Source organism: Butyrivibrio sp. YAB3001, from assembly GCF_900112195.1.
In the GTDB taxonomy this organism is placed as follows: Bacteria; Bacillota; Clostridia; order Lachnospirales; family Lachnospiraceae; genus Butyrivibrio.
Genome location: NZ_FOKR01000016.1, coordinates 84892 through 101357 on the forward strand (window position 1 = coordinate 84892; position 16466 = coordinate 101357).

The 16466-nt window shown below is 38.4% G+C and carries 15 protein-coding genes, 1 tRNA gene and 1 riboswitch; of the genes, 15 read left to right on the forward strand and 1 reads right to left on the reverse strand.

The genetic code is table 11. The annotated features are described in order from the left end of the window. Positions 1–79: 79 nt before the first annotated feature. The 5 genes from BM086_RS15455 (at position 80) to BM086_RS15475 (ending at position 5533) form a co-directional block, all read left to right on the forward strand. Entirely contained in the window at positions 80–1009 is a 930-nt protein-coding gene (locus BM086_RS15455) for a glycosyltransferase family 2 protein (RefSeq protein WP_092328764.1), read from the forward strand. A 24-nt stretch (positions 1010–1033) separates the two neighbouring features. Then, entirely contained in the window at positions 1034–1687 is a 654-nt protein-coding gene (locus tag BM086_RS15460) for a GTP pyrophosphokinase (protein WP_092328769.1), read from the forward strand. Between the two features lie 244 nt (positions 1688–1931). Then, on the forward strand, positions 1932–2387 hold the full coding sequence (locus BM086_RS15465) for a hypothetical protein (RefSeq protein ID WP_092328773.1): 456 nt from the start codon (positions 1932–1934) through the stop codon (positions 2385–2387). Between the two features lie 111 nt (positions 2388–2498). Then, entirely contained in the window at positions 2499–4088 is a 1590-nt protein-coding gene (locus BM086_RS15470) for a M23 family metallopeptidase (protein ID WP_092328778.1), read from the forward strand. Positions 4089–4243: 155 nt separating this feature from the next. Next, entirely contained in the window at positions 4244–5533 is a 1290-nt protein-coding gene (locus BM086_RS15475) for a UDP-N-acetylglucosamine 1-carboxyvinyltransferase (RefSeq protein ID WP_092328783.1), read from the forward strand. Between the two features lie 74 nt (positions 5534–5607). On the opposite strand, the gene BM086_RS15480 is transcribed toward BM086_RS15475, so the two are convergent. After that, positions 5608–6690, reverse strand: coding sequence for an HD-GYP domain-containing protein (locus tag BM086_RS15480; RefSeq protein WP_175560310.1), 1083 nt, complete (start codon positions 6688–6690; stop codon positions 5608–5610). Between the two features lie 159 nt (positions 6691–6849). Then, positions 6850–6967: riboswitch (FMN riboswitch) on the forward strand. Between the two features lie 95 nt (positions 6968–7062). Between BM086_RS15480 and BM086_RS15485 the strand changes: the two genes are divergently transcribed. The 10 genes from BM086_RS15485 to BM086_RS15530 all read left to right on the forward strand — a co-directional run bounded on the left by BM086_RS15485 (position 7063) and on the right by BM086_RS15530 (position 16459). Continuing rightward, positions 7063–7845: an ECF transporter S component gene (locus tag BM086_RS15485; RefSeq protein ID WP_092328793.1), complete on the forward strand. Its 783-nt coding sequence runs from the start codon at positions 7063–7065 to the stop codon at positions 7843–7845. Between the two features lie 248 nt (positions 7846–8093). Continuing rightward, entirely contained in the window at positions 8094–8531 is a 438-nt protein-coding gene (tsaE, locus tag BM086_RS15490; protein WP_092328796.1) for a tRNA (adenosine(37)-N6)-threonylcarbamoyltransferase complex ATPase subunit type 1 TsaE, read from the forward strand. Positions 8532–8547: 16 nt separating this feature from the next. Beyond that, positions 8548–9780 (forward strand): tRNA (adenosine(37)-N6)-threonylcarbamoyltransferase complex dimerization subunit type 1 TsaB, encoded by a 1233-nt coding sequence (gene tsaB, locus BM086_RS21055; RefSeq protein WP_175560311.1) that lies wholly within the window; start codon positions 8548–8550, stop codon positions 9778–9780. A gap of 37 nt (positions 9781–9817) precedes the next feature. Further along, on the forward strand, positions 9818–10738 hold the full coding sequence (locus tag BM086_RS15500) for a ribonuclease Z (protein ID WP_092328801.1): 921 nt from the start codon (positions 9818–9820) through the stop codon (positions 10736–10738). A gap of 70 nt (positions 10739–10808) precedes the next feature. Continuing rightward, positions 10809–11399: a DUF6715 family protein gene (locus BM086_RS15505; protein ID WP_092328805.1), complete on the forward strand. Its 591-nt coding sequence runs from the start codon at positions 10809–10811 to the stop codon at positions 11397–11399. Positions 11400–11481: 82 nt separating this feature from the next. Continuing rightward, positions 11482–12576 (forward strand): tRNA (adenosine(37)-N6)-threonylcarbamoyltransferase complex transferase subunit TsaD, encoded by a 1095-nt coding sequence (gene tsaD, locus BM086_RS15510; protein WP_092328841.1) that lies wholly within the window; start codon positions 11482–11484, stop codon positions 12574–12576. 23 nt (positions 12577–12599) lie between these two features. Then, entirely contained in the window at positions 12600–13322 is a 723-nt protein-coding gene (ispD, locus tag BM086_RS15515; protein ID WP_092328809.1) for a 2-C-methyl-D-erythritol 4-phosphate cytidylyltransferase, read from the forward strand. Further along, entirely contained in the window at positions 13315–14784 is a 1470-nt protein-coding gene (locus BM086_RS15520) for a DUF6056 family protein (RefSeq protein WP_092328813.1), read from the forward strand. Before ispD ends, BM086_RS15520 begins: the two co-directional genes overlap by 8 nt. A gap of 281 nt (positions 14785–15065) precedes the next feature. Further along, positions 15066–16139 carry a glycosyltransferase family 4 protein gene (locus BM086_RS15525; RefSeq protein ID WP_092328817.1) on the forward strand — a complete coding sequence of 358 codons (1074 nt, stop codon included), beginning with the start codon at positions 15066–15068 and terminating at the stop codon, positions 16137–16139. A gap of 234 nt (positions 16140–16373) precedes the next feature. After that, positions 16374–16459, forward strand: a tRNA-Ser gene (locus BM086_RS15530). Positions 16460–16466: the final 7 nt, after the last annotated feature.

A 16466-nucleotide genomic window follows, 5' to 3' on the forward strand; every position in this document is an offset into this window, starting at 1 on the left:
TAAAATAAACAAGGGGCAGGGTTCATAGCGACCCAATGCCCCTAATTTAATGGTTATTTTTGATTCTTTGGAGCATAATATGAGTACCGTAGATATTATAATTCCGACTTACAAACCGGATATATCATTGTTCAGATTGATTGACGACCTTGAAAGACAGTCCCTTAGACCTGAACATATAATAATAATGAATACAGAGGAAAAATACTGGGACAGGCTTTTGAGCGACAGCCATGAAAATCCAATGGATAAGTATGATAACATTATTCTTAGACATGTTACAAAAGAGGAATTTGATCATGGTGAGACCAGAAACCAGGGCGTTGCTCTTTCAAAAGCAGAATTCTTCCTCATGATGACCCAGGATGCATTTCCTAAAGATAAAATGCTTGTTGCCAATCTTTCAAAGGCTCTTGCGCCTGATGTGGCTGCTGCGTATGCAAGGCAGTATCCTAAAACGGATTGCAGCCTCGCGGAAAGATATTCCAGGAAATTTAATTATCCTAATGAATCTATCAGGAAGACTCAGGCTGATGTGGAAAAATTAGGAATAAAGACTTATTTTTGTTCAAATGTTTGTGCTATGTACAGGCGTGATATTTACGATAAAATAGGCGGATTTACTCACAAGACCATTTTTAATGAAGATATGGTCTATGCAGGAAATGCCTGTCAGAAGGGATTTGCAATTTGCTATGTCCCTGAGGCGGGAGTTATCCATTCCCATAACTATACATGCGCACAGCAGTTTCATAGAAATTTTGATTTGGGTGTTTCTCAGACGGACCATCAGGAAATCTTTGGAAATATAAGTTCTGAGTCTGAGGGTAAGAAAATGGTAGGACAGACAATTCAGCATTTCAGGCATATAGGAAAGTCTTATCTTATTCCACACTATATTGTCATGTGCGGATTCAGATGGCTTGGTTATAAACTTGGGCGAAACTATAAAAAATTACCTAAGGGTTTTGCTATTGCCTGTTCCATGAATAAAGGATATTGGAAATAAGGGGTTAACAAAGGGGTTATCATTATGGAACTAGATCTTGCAGGAAGCAATATAAGGATATCAGATGATATAAAGTCTTGGGAGGAGGTAAACCTTCTTTATAATTCTGCGCTTAAGCAGATCATGACCAAGATAGAAATCCTAAACGAGGAGTTTCAGGAAGTACACAGATATAATCCTATTGAACATACGAAGGCAAGACTGAAGGCTCCGGAGAGTATCGTAAAGAAACTTAAGAGAAATGGCTATGAGTCCACGATAGAAAATATGGTCAGGTATGTCAATGACATAGCTGGTGTTCGTATTATCTGTTCATTTACTTCAGATATATACAAAATAGCAGAAATGATAAGCAATCAGAAGGATATCCAGGTGCTTACTGTTAAGGATTATATAATGAATCCAAAACCAAGCGGGTACAGGAGTTATCATATGATTGTTTCTTTGCCTGTTTATCTTTCAGACAGAATTGTAAATGTAAAAGTTGAGATTCAGATAAGGACTGTAGCAATGGATTTTTGGGCTTCTTTGGAACACAAAATTCAATATAAATTTGAAGGCAAGGCGCCAGCCCATATTAATTCAGAACTGCATGAGTGTGCCAAGATGGTCGCTAATCTTGACGCTAGAATGCTTTCACTTAACGATGAGATCCAGGCCATAGAGAATAAGAAATAAAAATGGCCATTAATGAGGAGTGGGTAGATACGGTTTCCCGCACCTACCCTATTATGAAAAAATCTATCTTTCTTATGTCATGAGCCTTATTTGCTTCGGCTATGTATATACTATACAAGTCAATTATTAATAAATTATGAACAATAAATGAACGAATAGTAAAAATTAACAATAAAACTATGATAACTATTCCAATCTTGTTAAAATTGCATAATAAATGAATTGTTGCGGGAGGGGTTAAAAAGTGGAAAATTTCATGAACAGACTGGCGGAAAAGATAAGTGCACAGGATATCATCAGAGCTAATTCACAGGCTGAAGCGAAGGAAACTGAGCGTATTAAACAGGAAGCTGAACAATATAAAGCACAGTTGGAAGAATTAAAAAGAGCTACTGCTGAATATAAAACATCTTTGGAGGAAATGAGAAATGATGTCCAGGAATATAAGGGGAGACTGGACAAAAATGACGAAAAGATTCATGATGTTGGAGTTCAGGTTTACAGAAATGTTCAGGCTGTAGTTGACAAAGGCTATGAAAAAACAGAAAGCGATTTAAAGGAACTATCTGCCAAACTTGAAGCAATTCAGGTGGCTGTTGAGACAAAGAATAATTCATTAATGCCAATAGCAATAATTACCATGCTTTTAGTGCTTACGGATCTGGTATTTAATATCCTTCGTTTTCTCGGGATTATTTAAGGAGAGAATGACAGATCAGCGTTTTTTCGCTAAATTATTTTGATTTATTACCTGGGCACAGATATTATAGTTTTGTTTTTGTCTGTCTCAGTATGTTAGAAAGAATGATATATGATTTTAGGAAATACAGTTTTTAGAAATAAGATTAAGATATGGTTTTTACATTCGGCATTAGTCGTTATCGGGTGCTGGATTTTATTTATGCCAAGTATGGTTAAGTTTCAGAAAGGCGCAAATAATATTTTTACAGTGTTTTTAAATGACGTTGAAGTTGGAACACTTGAGTCAAGGGAAGATGCCTATAAGGCTCTTAGAATGGCGAGAAGAAGCATATCAGATGATACAAGGGAACTAACTCTTGCAACTTCAAATATCGCTATACAAGGCAGTAATATTATATGGGGAGAAGTTCAGACTCCTTCCGAGGTTGCTGAAAAAATGGCAGAGGTTTTAAATAACAGCAAAAAGACAACTCTTGCCAGAGCATATTCGATTAAGATAAACGAGTATTCAGTCAACCTGGCAAGCATCGATGAGGTTATGAAATTGCTTAGTACAGCGCTTTCAAAGTATGACACAGAGAATCAATATGATGTGAATCTCGTGCTTGATCCGGGAAGAGAAGTGAATGTGCTTACTACTCAGGTGCTTAGCAAGGAAGAAGTCAAGAGAGAAGAAGAAATAGCAAGAACCAATATGCCGGAAGCAGGTTTTTTTGCTACTATCTCTGAAATTGTTAATGAAGCAACCCCACTTGCGTATGATAAGGATTTCAGTGATTACAAGCTTGGGCTTCAGAGTATAGATTTTGCAGATAAAATTGAAATAGTGGAAAGTTACCTTCCGGATGATGAAATCACTGATGTGGCTTCAGCTATAGATGAGGTAACCAAGGATAAAGAAACTAATCAGATATACGAAGTTAAATCAGGTGATACCTTGAGCTCAATTGCTCTTGAATATGGACTTACTGTTTCTGATCTTATTGCGATGAATGAGTCTCTTGAAGATGAGTATACCAGGATCAGAACTGAGGATGAACTTATCGTTACCGTTCCTGAACCTGAATTATCTGTGTCATATACAGTTGAATCTTATTATGAAGAAGATTATGAGGCGGAGGTTCAGTATATTGATAATGATTCATGGTATACAACCCAGACTAAGGTTATTCAGGAACCTTCAGCAGGACATCGTAAAGTAGTTGCTCTTATTTCATATACGGATAACAACGAGGATAGTCGTGAAATAGAGAAAGAAGAAGTGACCTATCAGGCTGTACCGAAGATTGTTGAAAGAGGTACAATAGTACCACCGACTTATATCAAGCCTATTTCCGGCGGAAGATTATCTTCAGGATTTGGAAAACGTTCAGCTCCTAAAAAAGGCGCGAGCACATATCATAAAGGTGTTGACTGGGCTACACCTGTAGGAACTGCGGTGGTGGCTTCGTCGTCAGGAACTGTGACAAGAGCCGGCTGGGGAAGCGGATATGGATACTGTGTTTATATCAAGCATCCTGATGGAAGAGAGACCAGGTATGGCCACCTTTCAAAAGTCCTGGTGTCTGCAGGAGCAAAAGTTACTCAGGGACAGAAGATTGCTCTTTCGGGAAATACCGGTGTATCAACAGGTCCACACTTACATTTTGAAATATTGGTTAACGGATCACAGGTTAACCCACTTAATTATTTGAACTAATGGCTTATAAGTTGTATGCTTTTTATATGATCTTACTTACAGGTTTTACAAAAGTATATTCTTGTGATATAAATATTATTTGTTCGAATGATAAAATGCGTTACTTTAGCGTTTGAAATGGTAACAACGATATATACGCAACAGAGAGGTTGCTCATGGAAAAGTATGTAATAAAAGGCGGGAATCCTCTTGTAGGAGAAGTTGAGATAGGTGGCGCCAAGAATGCAGCTCTTGCTATTTTGGCGGCGGCTACAATGACAGATGAGACCGTCTACATAGATAATATGCCTGATGAATCAGATACCAATGCGATGCTTCAGGCAATAAAGAGTACAGGAGCATTTGTTGAGAGAACCAGCAGACATTCGGTTAAGATAAATGCTTCTCAGATACACAATTATACAATTGAAGATTATATTAAAAAGATTCGCGCTTCATATTATCTTCTCGGAGCACTGCTTGGCAAGTACAAGCATGCAGGCGTTGTGCTTCCAAGTGGATGTAATATAGGGCTTAGACCTATCGATCAGCACATAAAAGGTTTCACAGCACTTGGAGCCTCAGTGAGTATTGAACATGGAATAATAGACGCTCATGCTGATGCACTCATTGGAAGTCATATTTATCTTGATGTTGTCAGTGTTGGAGCAACCATCAATATTATGATGGCGGCTGTAATGGCTGAAGGCAAAACTATCATTGAAAATGCAGCCAAAGAGCCTCATGTTGTAGATTTTGCTAACTTTTTGAATAGTATGGGAGCCAATATCAAGGGTGCAGGAACAGATGTGATCAGAATCAAAGGTGTTGAGAGCCTTCATGGAACTGAATACACTATCATTCCTGATCAGATTGAAGCTGGTACATTCATGTTGGCGGCAGCGGCAACCAAGGGCGATATTACTGTTAAAAACGTTATTCCAAAGCATTTGGAATCCATCAGCGCCAAACTTATCGAGATGGGATGTCAGATCCATGAGTCAGATGACGCTGTCAGAGTTGTGGCTACAAGAAGACTTCAGAATACACATGTGAAGACTTTGCCATATCCGGGATATCCAACAGATATGCAGCCACAGATTACCGTTGCACTTGGACTTGCAAGCGGAATCAGTATTGTAACCGAGAGCATATTTGAAAACAGATTTAAATATGTTGATGAGCTTACCCGAATGGGAGCCAGCATTAAAGTTGAAGGAAGCACTGCTATTATCGAGGGTGTTGATAAATATACGGGAGCTGTTGTTTCAGCGCCTGACCTAAGAGCCGGGGCTGCACTTGTTATTGCGGCGCTAACGGCGGAGGGATATTCTACTGTCGAAGATATCAAGTATATCGAGAGAGGCTACGAAGATTTTGATCAGAAGATAAGAGATCTTGGTGGTCAGATTGAAAAGGTAGATACTGACAAGGATATCCAGAAGTTTAAATTAAAAAATGCATAATGAAAATAAATAAAAACGCTTTCTGAATATAATTAACCTAAGTATTCAGAAAGCGTCTTTTTACTTTTATGCTTTTATAAAATTTCTGCAATATAAACATTATTGCATTTACTTAAATCGATGTAGTTTTCACCAATCTTTACAGTTGGTTTCGATAAAAAGGTCTTGTTTATAAAGACAATCTCGCCAACTTCACCTGTATTAAGCTTTACAGTATTTAAGATATAAGAGTTTACAATATTCTGGAGAAAACAAAGGACCATTTCGGGGTCGTATTTCTGGAATCCCTCCTCTTCAAGCATCGCAATAGCTATGAATGGGCACATGGGACCGCGGTAATGGCGAAGACTTGTCATTGCATCATAGACATCTGTTATGGAAACAAGCTTTGCAAAACGGTCAATCTGCGGACTCGTTAGTCCTGAGGGATATCCGGTACCATCGCTTCTTTCGTGATGCATAAGAGCTGCATTTTTGATGTGTGCGCTGATGTCCAGATTCTTGAGTGCGTCATATCCTCTCTGGGGATGCGTCATGACGATTGAAAATTCCTGCTCTGTGAGTTTTGTGGGTTTAGTAATGATTGAGTCCGGAATACTGACTTTTCCAATGTCATGGAAAAGACCTGAAAGAGTAGCAGTTTCGATTTCCTCTTCATTCCACTTTAGCCATTGGGCAAGAATATTCGAAGTCAGGGCAACATTTATTGAGTGAGTATAAGTTGCATCGTCATAGTTTCTTAAAACATGCAACATATTAAAGACGTTAGAAGCAGTCTGTCCCTTTTTTAAAAGAGAATAAACAGGAGCTAGCATTTTTTCCTTGTCAAAAGATGCTGAGTCAGAAATAAGGTCATTTATATCCTCTTCAAATTTCTGAGCACAGTTTTCGAAATCGATTTTGAACTCTTTAAAAGTATTTGACTGTTTTATACGCTCATGAGCAGTAAGCCCCGACGGATCTGAACCGTCCGCGAGCATTTTGTCGATGGCATCCTCCTCAATCTCAACTTCCGGAATGGAGTAAAAGATAAGCTTTGCAATATCCTTATCTGTGAGGATAGTACCCTTATCGAGAATTTTGTTTAGATGTGGTGTACTTACGTTATCTGCCAGGACCATCCCCGGGAGTAACTCCTTAGAAGAAACTTTAGCCATTTTTTCTCCATAAGAAACCATATAATAATCAGTTCACAATAGTTACTGAGACTAGACAAAAAAGAAAAATAACGATAGATTAATTATATTTTTTGCAAGAAATGTTGTCAAACATTCTTGACAATTGTACAGACAAAAGACTACTATATGAATTAGAAAAATATTCTTCGGGGCAGGGTGTAATTCCCAACCGGCGGTATAGTCCGCGACCCGCTTAGGCGGCTGATTTGGTGCAATTCCAAAACCGACAGTAAAGTCTGGATGAGAGAAGAATTCACAATGATTTTTTGTGGTGCCCCAGGTCTATGTATGACTTGGGCTTTTTCTTTGCTCTAATATTTCCGACCCGATGGAGAAAAAGGAGAGAAAGAAATGAAAGACAAACAAATGTTACTTGAAACAGTAAAAAACAATTTTGGGACCTTTACGGCACTTATTCTTCTGATTGTGATTGCTATTGCGGCTACAGTTATTGTAGAAAAAATAGCAAGGAAAAAAGAACTTGAGGTAACAGGGCATGCAGAGGAATTATTCAGCATCAGAAGAATTGTTATAATTGGCGTTTTTTCAGCAATTGCTTTTGTGCTCATGTTTTTGGAATTCCCGCTTCCTTTTGCACCATCATTCTACAAATTTGATTTTAGTGATATTCCGGCGTTGATCGGTGGCTTTGCAGCTGGTCCTATGGTTGGAGTAATGATTGAATTCATCAAGGTTGCGCTAAATATATTGCTTCAGGGAACTACATCAGGTTTTGTTGGAGAAATTGCTAATTTTGTTGTAGGCGCAGCATTCATTCTTCCGGCAACTATCATTTACAGATTTAAGAAGACAAGAAAAACAGCACTTATCAGTTGCCTTGTGGGAACTATTTGCATAGCGATTGTAGGATCACTGCTCAATGCCTTTTTCCTTCTTCCTGCATATGCAATCATGTTTGGCAGTGGAATTGATGCTTTTGTAGCTATGGGTGCAGCCATTAACCCTGCAATTTCCAATGTCACAACATTCTGCCTGTTTGCAGTAGCACCATTTAACCTTGTAAAAGGCGTTGCGGACTCAGCTATCACATTCCTCGTCTATAAGCAGCTCAGTCCTATTTTAAAAGCAGATCAGATGATTCCTGCACGTAAAGCTGCAAAGGCTGAAGCATAATTTTTTACTGAATGGGAATCCTTATTAAATAAAAAACGCTTTGATATGTAAAAAGATATGATATATTAAATTCATAAGAACTGTGGCAAGTTTAGATTACTGTGCCACAGTTCTTTTTTTATGGATTGTCATGACCTTTTTACCCCGTTGTGGCGTCTTTTCTTTGTTTCTGCTATACTACAAGTGGAGAAATAGGATATTTAAAGAAATCTGAATTTTTTCTTAAGTTTCTTACGAAAGAGGCAGATATGGAAATTGTAACCAGACAGGAAACATTTAGCGCGGAAGATACTTTTGCTATCGGGAAAAGAATTGGAGAAAGCGCACAACCGGGAATGGTATACACTTTGATCGGAGATCTTGGAGTTGGTAAAACAGTTTTGACACAAGGTGTTGCTGCAGGACTTGGAATCAAAGGACCGATAAATAGCCCGACTTTTACAATTATTCAGGTCTATGATGAGGGACGTATCCCATTTTACCATTTCGACGTCTATAGAATAGGCGATATAAGTGAGATGGATGAGATTGGCTATGAAGACTATTTTTATGGTGACGGGATATGCTTCATTGAGTGGGCCAATCTTATTGAGGAGTTACTTCCGGAGCATTACACGGAAATTGTGATTGAGAAAAATCTTGAAAAAGGTTTTGATTATCGCATGATAACAATGACAAAGAAATGAAAAAGAGTTAATAACTATGAAAATATTAGGAATTGATACTTCAGGGCTTGTGGGAGCGGTTGCCATAGCGGATGGCGATTTGCTTGTTTCACAATTCTCGATTCAGTATAAAACAACACATTCAGAAATAATATTACCTATGCTTAAGGATGTTTGCGACAAGATACATCTTGATCTATCGAGCATAGATGCAATAGCTGTGTCTAAAGGTCCCGGTTCTTTTACGGGGCTTAGAATAGGCGCTGCTACTGCGAAGGGACTTTCAATGGCTCTTGATAAGCCAATAATCCCTGTGCCTACGGTGGATGCAATAGCTTATAACCTCTATGGGGTTGAAAAGATTATATGTCCTATGATGGATGCCAGAAGAAATCAGGTTTATACAGGATTATATACTTTTGTGCCTAATACTCCTGAAGGTATGAGCCTTGAAAGAAGTTTTGGAATGCAGGTGATCCATGAGCAGTTTGCAACCTCTGTGAGTGAGATAGCTGCTTCTATAAATGAGATTGGAAAACCAGTTGTCCTGCTTGGCGACGGAGTTCCGGTGTATCATGATATTTTGGAAAAAGAGCTTAAAGTTCCGTATTCTATAGCTCCTTTTCATCAAAACAGACAAAACGGCGCAGCGCTTGTTGCGCTTGCCATGCAATATGCAAAAGAAGGACGTATGATCTCATCGGATGAGTTTGCTCCTGAGTACCTTAGACTCTCTCAGGCTGAGCGAGAAGCTAAGGAAAAAGAAAAAGCACCTTCAGGGGAAGTTGAGAGCAGGAAGCTTGAAGCAAGAAAAAATCCCGGAATTATCAGAATTCGTGAGATGACGGCAGAGGATATTGAAGAAGCTGCAAATCTCGAAAAATCTAATCTGGGTAAGGAAGCATGGACTCAGAAACAGCTTCTTGATGCGCTGACACGGGATGATACTATTTACCTTGTTGCAGAAAAAGCCAAAAGAATAGTTGGACTTTGCGGTGTTCAGAATATTTCCGGCGATGGGGAAATAACAAATGTTTCAGTTGCTAAGGACTGCCGAGGCGAAGGAATAGGTTATAAGATGCTTAAGCAGCTTCTTGAACGAGGAAGAGGAATTGGCATTGCTGATTATACCCTTGAGGTCAGAAAAGGCAATGAAGCAGCAATTAAGCTTTACCAAAAAGCCGGCTTTAAGAGTGAAGGCATCAGACCGGGATTTTATGATGAACCCAAGGAAGATGCAGAAATTTTTTGGAAGCGAAAAGAAATATAAGATTAGTGAATTTTGTTCTTAGAAAAAGGATAGTTTTATGATAGATGTTTGTTTGCTTGGAACTGGTGGAATGATGCCACTTCCAAATCGTCTGCTTACCTCACTTTTTGTGCGCTACAACGGAAAATGCGTACTGATAGACTGTGGTGAAGCAACTCAGATAGCAATGAAGAAAAAGGGATTGAGTTCCAAGCCTATTGATGTTATGTGTTTTACGCATTATCACGCTGATCATATCAGTGGACTTCCGGGGATGCTCCTTACAATGGGAAATGCGGAGAGAACGGAACCACTTTTGATGATAGGGCCCAAGGGACTTGAAAGAGTTGTCAACGCTCTTAGAGTGATTGCCCCTGAACTTCCATTTGAGATTAAGTACAGAGAACTTCATGATGAAGAGGAAATCATTCAAATTGAAGGAATGCCTGGTTTTACCATAAATGCATTCAAAGTTAACCATAATATTGTTTGTTATGGTTATAGCATGTCATTGAAGAGGCAGGGCAAGTTTAATGTTGAAGCCGCGCAGGCAGCAGGTATTGACAGGCGATACTGGAGCGGCCTTCAAAAAGGAGAGACATATACTCTTGATGATGGAAGAGTGCTTACACCAGATATGGTTCTTGGTGAAGAGAGAAAGGGTATAAAATTAACTTATACTACAGATACAAGACCTACAGATAGCATAGTTAGAAATGCAGCTGATTCGGATCTTTTTATCTGTGAAGGTATGTATGGAGAGCCGGATAAGCAGGCTAAAGCCAGAGAGTATAAGCATATGACATTTTATGAAGCAGCCAGGATGGCTCAAAATGCCAATGTTAAAGAGATGTGGCTGACCCATTACAGTCCTTCTTTGGTAAATCCAGCAGAGTATTTACCTGAAGCAAGAAAAATATTTCCAAATACAATAGCGGCAAAGGATGGTCGCAGCGTAGAGTTAAGATTTGAAGAATAATTTTTACATAATATAGCTTTCTTATGATGTGTTATTTAATGAGCGTTAATGCGCAGAAATGAGGGGAATTATGGAAAGTGGTACTAAGTCTGCAATAATTAAGTCTGTGGTGCTTATTGGTCTTGCTACTATGGTCATTCTTGGTGTTTTTCTCCTGTTCACAAGAAATAATGACAAGAAAGTTACCACTGAGGAAAATTATACGTTGACTGCGGTGGATGAGATTACGACTACGAATCTTGAGAAGAACTATCCTGCAGATGCCAGAATGGTAGTGGATTTTTATGGTAAGGTCATGAAAACGCTCTATAAAGAGACCTATTCTGACGAACAGCAGGACAAGATGATAGAGGTCCTTGGTGGAATAATGGATGATGAGCTTATGACTTATCAGAATGATTTCAAGAAAGGTGTCAAAGAAGAAGTAGCCTCCAGAAAAGAAGGTGACTATTCGATTTCAAGCTACGTTGTTCAGAGCAAAGAACCCAAGGTATCCAAGATTGATGGCAAAAAAATGTGCATGGTTGATTGCCTTTTTACACTCAGGCATGGCACAACTTCAACTGCTACTTACTATGAATTTGTTTTAAGACAGGATTCAGAAGGCCGTTGGAAGATCCTTGGCTGGACGATAAACGAGGAAAAGAGCAGCTGGAATTAAATCACCCTTTTTGGAATTTTTAATATAATTTGAGGATATTATGAGAATTGATAAGAATGTTGAAGATGATGGCGTCATTTTTATGTCAATAAAAGAAAAAGATGATGAACCTGTATCTGAAAAAAATAATGAGAAGGATGTAACGATCCTTGCAATTGAAAGCTCCTGTGATGAAACGGCAGCAGCAGTGGTCAGAAATGGCAGAGAAGTGCTTTCAAATATCATTTCTTCACAGATTGCGCTGCATACCATATATGGTGGAGTAGTGCCTGAAATTGCATCCAGAAAGCATGTGGAAAAGATGAATGGATGCATCCGTGCTGCACTTTCAGAAGCTGAATTAACACTAAAAGACATAGATGCAGTAGCTGTGACTTATGGACCTGGACTTGTGGGCGCGCTTCTTGTGGGTGTATCAGAGGCTAAGGCAATCGCTTTTGCAACTGGAAAACCGCTTATTGGCGTTCATCATATCGAAGGGCATATCAGCGCCAATTTTATTGAAAACAAGGATTTGGAACCACCATTTGTATGCCTTGTTGTATCCGGCGGTCATTCGCATCTTGTAGTTGTAAAGGATTACGGCGAATACGAGATCATAGGTCAGACCAGAGATGATGCTGCAGGAGAAGCTTTTGACAAGGTTGCTAGAGCAATTGGGTTGGGGTATCCCGGCGGTCCCAAGATTGATAAAGCTGCCAGAGAAGGGAATCCAGAGGCTTTTTCTTTCCCACAGGCACAGATACCTGACGCTGAGTATGACTTTTCTTTTAGCGGGCTTAAATCTTCTGTGCTAAATTATATAAACCAGGCCAAAATGCAGGGCAATGAACTAAACAGTAATGATGTTGCAGCATCTTTTCAGAGGGCTGTGGTTGAGGTTTTGGCAGGTCATGCTGTTAAAGCCTGCAAAGAATATGGATATAATAAACTTGCAATTGCAGGTGGAGTAGCTTCGAATTCCGCTTTACGAGAGCTTTTGGAAAAAGAATGCGAAAAGAATCATATTAGTTTTTACAGACCATCGCCTGTTTTGTGTACGGATAATGCAGCAATGATAGGTGCGGCTGCATATTATGAGTACAAAAAAGGCGTGAGATTTGGCCTTGATATGAATGCTGTTCCTAATTTACCCTTAGGTGACAGAGAACGAAGATTCCACGCAGGGAAAAACTGATTTTTACGAGGGCATCTAAAAGTATGAAAACCGTTGCAATTATACTTGCTGCAGGAAGCGGCAGCAGAATGAAATCTGATGTAAAGAAACAATACATGGAAATATGTGGGAAACCTCTCATCTATTACTCGATTAAAGCATTTGAAGAAAGTATTATCGATGATATTGTTCTTGTAGTATCTCGTGGAGACATTGAGTATGTCAGAAATGAGATTGTACAAAAATATGGTTTTGATAAAGTTACAGCGATTGTTGAAGGCGGACTTGCACGCTATCACAGTGTCCGTTTAGGACTGATGGCAGCAGCGCCGGATACTGATTATGCATTTATTCATGATGGTGCGAGACCTTTTGTTACCAAAGAGATTATCCTTAAGACACTTCACGCTGTAAAAGAGTACGGAGCATGTGTAGTTGGAATGCCTGTAAAAGACACTATTAAAATTGCTGATGATAAGGGTTTTGCGCAGTCTACTCCTGACAGAGAGCACACATGGCAGATTCAGACTCCGCAGGCGTTTACATATAATATGATTCTTGAATTATATAAGCGTCTCGATATAGAAGAGGGCGAGCTTATGTCAAAGGGAATTCATATTACTGACGATGCAATGGTTGTGGAATATTATACAGATAAAAAAGTTAAGCTTGTTGAGGGGAGCTATGAGAACTTCAAGATTACGACCCCTGAAGATATCATCCTTGCAGAAGCAATAATTAAGGGAGCAGCCGGTAAAAATGGATAAGGAAAAAATAAAAAAGATTCTTGGGTGGGGGTGCATTGCGGCAGGCTTTTTGATCGTGATTCCCATACTGATAGGTACAGGATATACATTTCTTTGCGAAGATGATTTCAGTTTTGAAGCAGGAGCAAATGATGTAACTGCGATACATGGTTCAGCTATTTTTGGACCACTCTATAGGGCGTATGAGTTTTATAACAGTAATCAGGGAACATATCTTTTTAATGTGCTGATTCATATAATCAGAGCATATACAAGATGGGGACTTCAGGGCTTCCATATGGCTCTCTTTTTTTGTGCACTTTTGTTTGTGATTTCGCTATTGTTTCTTACTAAGCAGGTTTTTGATAATACACCGGGATGTCAGATAATGTTCTTTGTATTGTCCTGCTCGGTATTTGTTTCAGTAGATTCTGTTAATATGCAAGAATTATTCTTTTGGTATACAGGCGCATATAACTATACTGTTGAACTTACTATATCATTCTTTGCAATTGGATTGCTCATAAAAGCTTTGAGAGAAACAAGTACATTTAAAAGTTGGATATATCTGATTTTGAGCACAATTGCAGCTTTCTTGGCAAGTGGAGGATCCCTTGAGATCACAGCTCCCAACTGTGCACTTATTATTGCAGTTCTGGTTGTTATGTACGATTCATTTACAAAAAGAAAACATATGGTGCTTCCTGCTGCTTTTGCTATAGTGGGAGCTGTTATAAATGCAATTGCACCTGGTAATTTCAAAAGAGCAGAAGCTGTTGTAAATGAAGGACATTCTTCTTTGACAGATGCGATCAGGGACACTTTTATCTGCTATGGAAGTGAAGGTAAGAAAATCCTGACAAGCGGTTCATTTATTATTTTGCTGTGTTTGACATTTGCTGTCGTATATCTTTTTGAAATAAGGATAAAAAAAGATGACATGAACGTCAAATGGCTATTGTTCTTTATTATTGGAGCTTTTTTGACGCAGTATTTTACAGCATTTCCTGTCATACTTGGTTATCATTCTGATAATCTTCAGTCTTTGAGAACGACAAGCACCTATGAAATAATAGCGCGCATGATGTACATACTGATTGTAATCGCATTTGCTCAGTTTATCAGGGAAAAGCTGGATGGTATTGTAAAAATTGCTCCGGCACTGTTTTTTATCATAATTGCTATATGTGTATCTGGTGCGATGAGAAACACAGTAAAAACAGATATAAAATCAAGCTTTGCATATATGGCTTATGATGACGCCAGGACAGGCGCATACAAGGAAGAGTATATTACAAGAAGCTATGTGATAAGAAGGCTAGAGCTGGCAGAAGAAGGTTCTGATGTTTATATTGAAACATCAATCAGGAAAAAAGCTACTACCAACTATGGGATGGGCCTTCAGGATGATCCAAATGCGTTTGTGAATACAAGCGCTGCGGGCCTATATCATTTGAATTCTGTGACTGTAGTATATAACTGATAATATAATTTATTTTAGCAATTTTTTAGTGTATTCAGGGTTACATTTTAATGGGGAATAAGTTAGCACACTAATTTATTTTGGGGATAATATACAGGAATGTACGATATCTTTAATGAATCATTCAAGATATCAGCAAACAAGCCAATTAAAGTCGACTTACGTCGAAGGGTTTGGTTTCTTACTGAATCATATTCACACGAAACCCGCAGCAAATGCGTGTTTCTGTAATTTTATTCAAGAACACATGCTTTAAATAATATCTTTGGGAAAAATAGGATATGGGTGATAGACACAAAATACTGATGGTAGGACCTGACAGAAATGTACATGGCGGAATATCAGCAGTTGTAAATGAAATGTATCAGGCAGGGCTGGACAAAAAAGTTGAGCTTAAGTATATAGGCACGATGCAGGAAGGCAGTAAATTAAAGAAGTTATTGATTGCGGTTGTATCATATATTCATTTTTTGAATGTATTGGATAACTACGATATTGTGCATGTGCATTTTGCATCAGATTCAAGCTTTGTCAGAAAATCGCATTTCATAAAAGCTGCATACAGAAAAAAGAAAAAAATAGTATTACATCAACATGGCGGTGATTTTAAGAATTATTATGAGAATGAGTTGTCGGATAATGGGCGCAAGTATGTTCAGCGTATTTTGCAAATGGGCGATAAAATGCTTGTGCTTACAGAGTCGTGGAAGTTATTCTTTTCCAATATAATCAATCCTCAGGATATCATTGTATTTCCAAATGGGATAAGTGTTTCTAACACACTGAAACACAATGAATTAAATATTACCCTGAAAAAAGATATGAATAAGATTCTTTTTTTAGGGAGAATATGCAAGGACAAGGGGATAGATGAGCTATTATTGGCAATGGATCATATACATGATGTAAAGTCTCAGGCTCATTTGTATATTGGTGGTATCTATGAAGATATGATGTACCAGGAAAAAATAGAAGCACGAAGTAGTTATGTTACTTATCTTGGGTGGGTGACTGGCGAATTAAAAGAAAAATATCTGGATGAGTGTGGAATACTGGTACTACCATCATATTACGAAGGCTTTGGACTTTCGATTATTGAGGCAATGCTTCATGAATGCGCTGTAGTCGCAAGCAATGTAGGCGGGATTCCTGAAATAATTGATGATAGGGAAAATGGTATACTGGTTGAAGCAAAAGATTCAGATTTATTAAAAGCGGCACTGGAAGATCTTATGAATGATAAAGATTTTGCATCAAAATTAGGTGCTGCCGGAAGGAAAAAAGTCCTGGAAAAGTATTCAGTTGATAAAAATATAAGAAAATTATTAGAAATTTATAATAATCTTCGCGTATAAAAAGAAATTGCGTAAACAAGCCTAAAACAAGCAAATGACGCTAGAAAATGTTATATTATGATGTTGATAAAATATGCATAATATCACTAAATTATAAAAAAAATAAAAAAATATAAAAAAGATGCTTGACATGTTGTATGGGCTTTGATAATATAAGTCTTGCGCTGCGGTGAGCAAAACAAATCACACAGAGCAAATAATTAAATACTTATTTGAAATTTAAATAAGCAACTCGGAGCGATATCGAAGCGGTCATAACGAGGCGGTCTTGAAAACCGTTTGGCGGCAACGCCACAAGGGTTCGAATCCCTTTCGCTCCGCTTAATT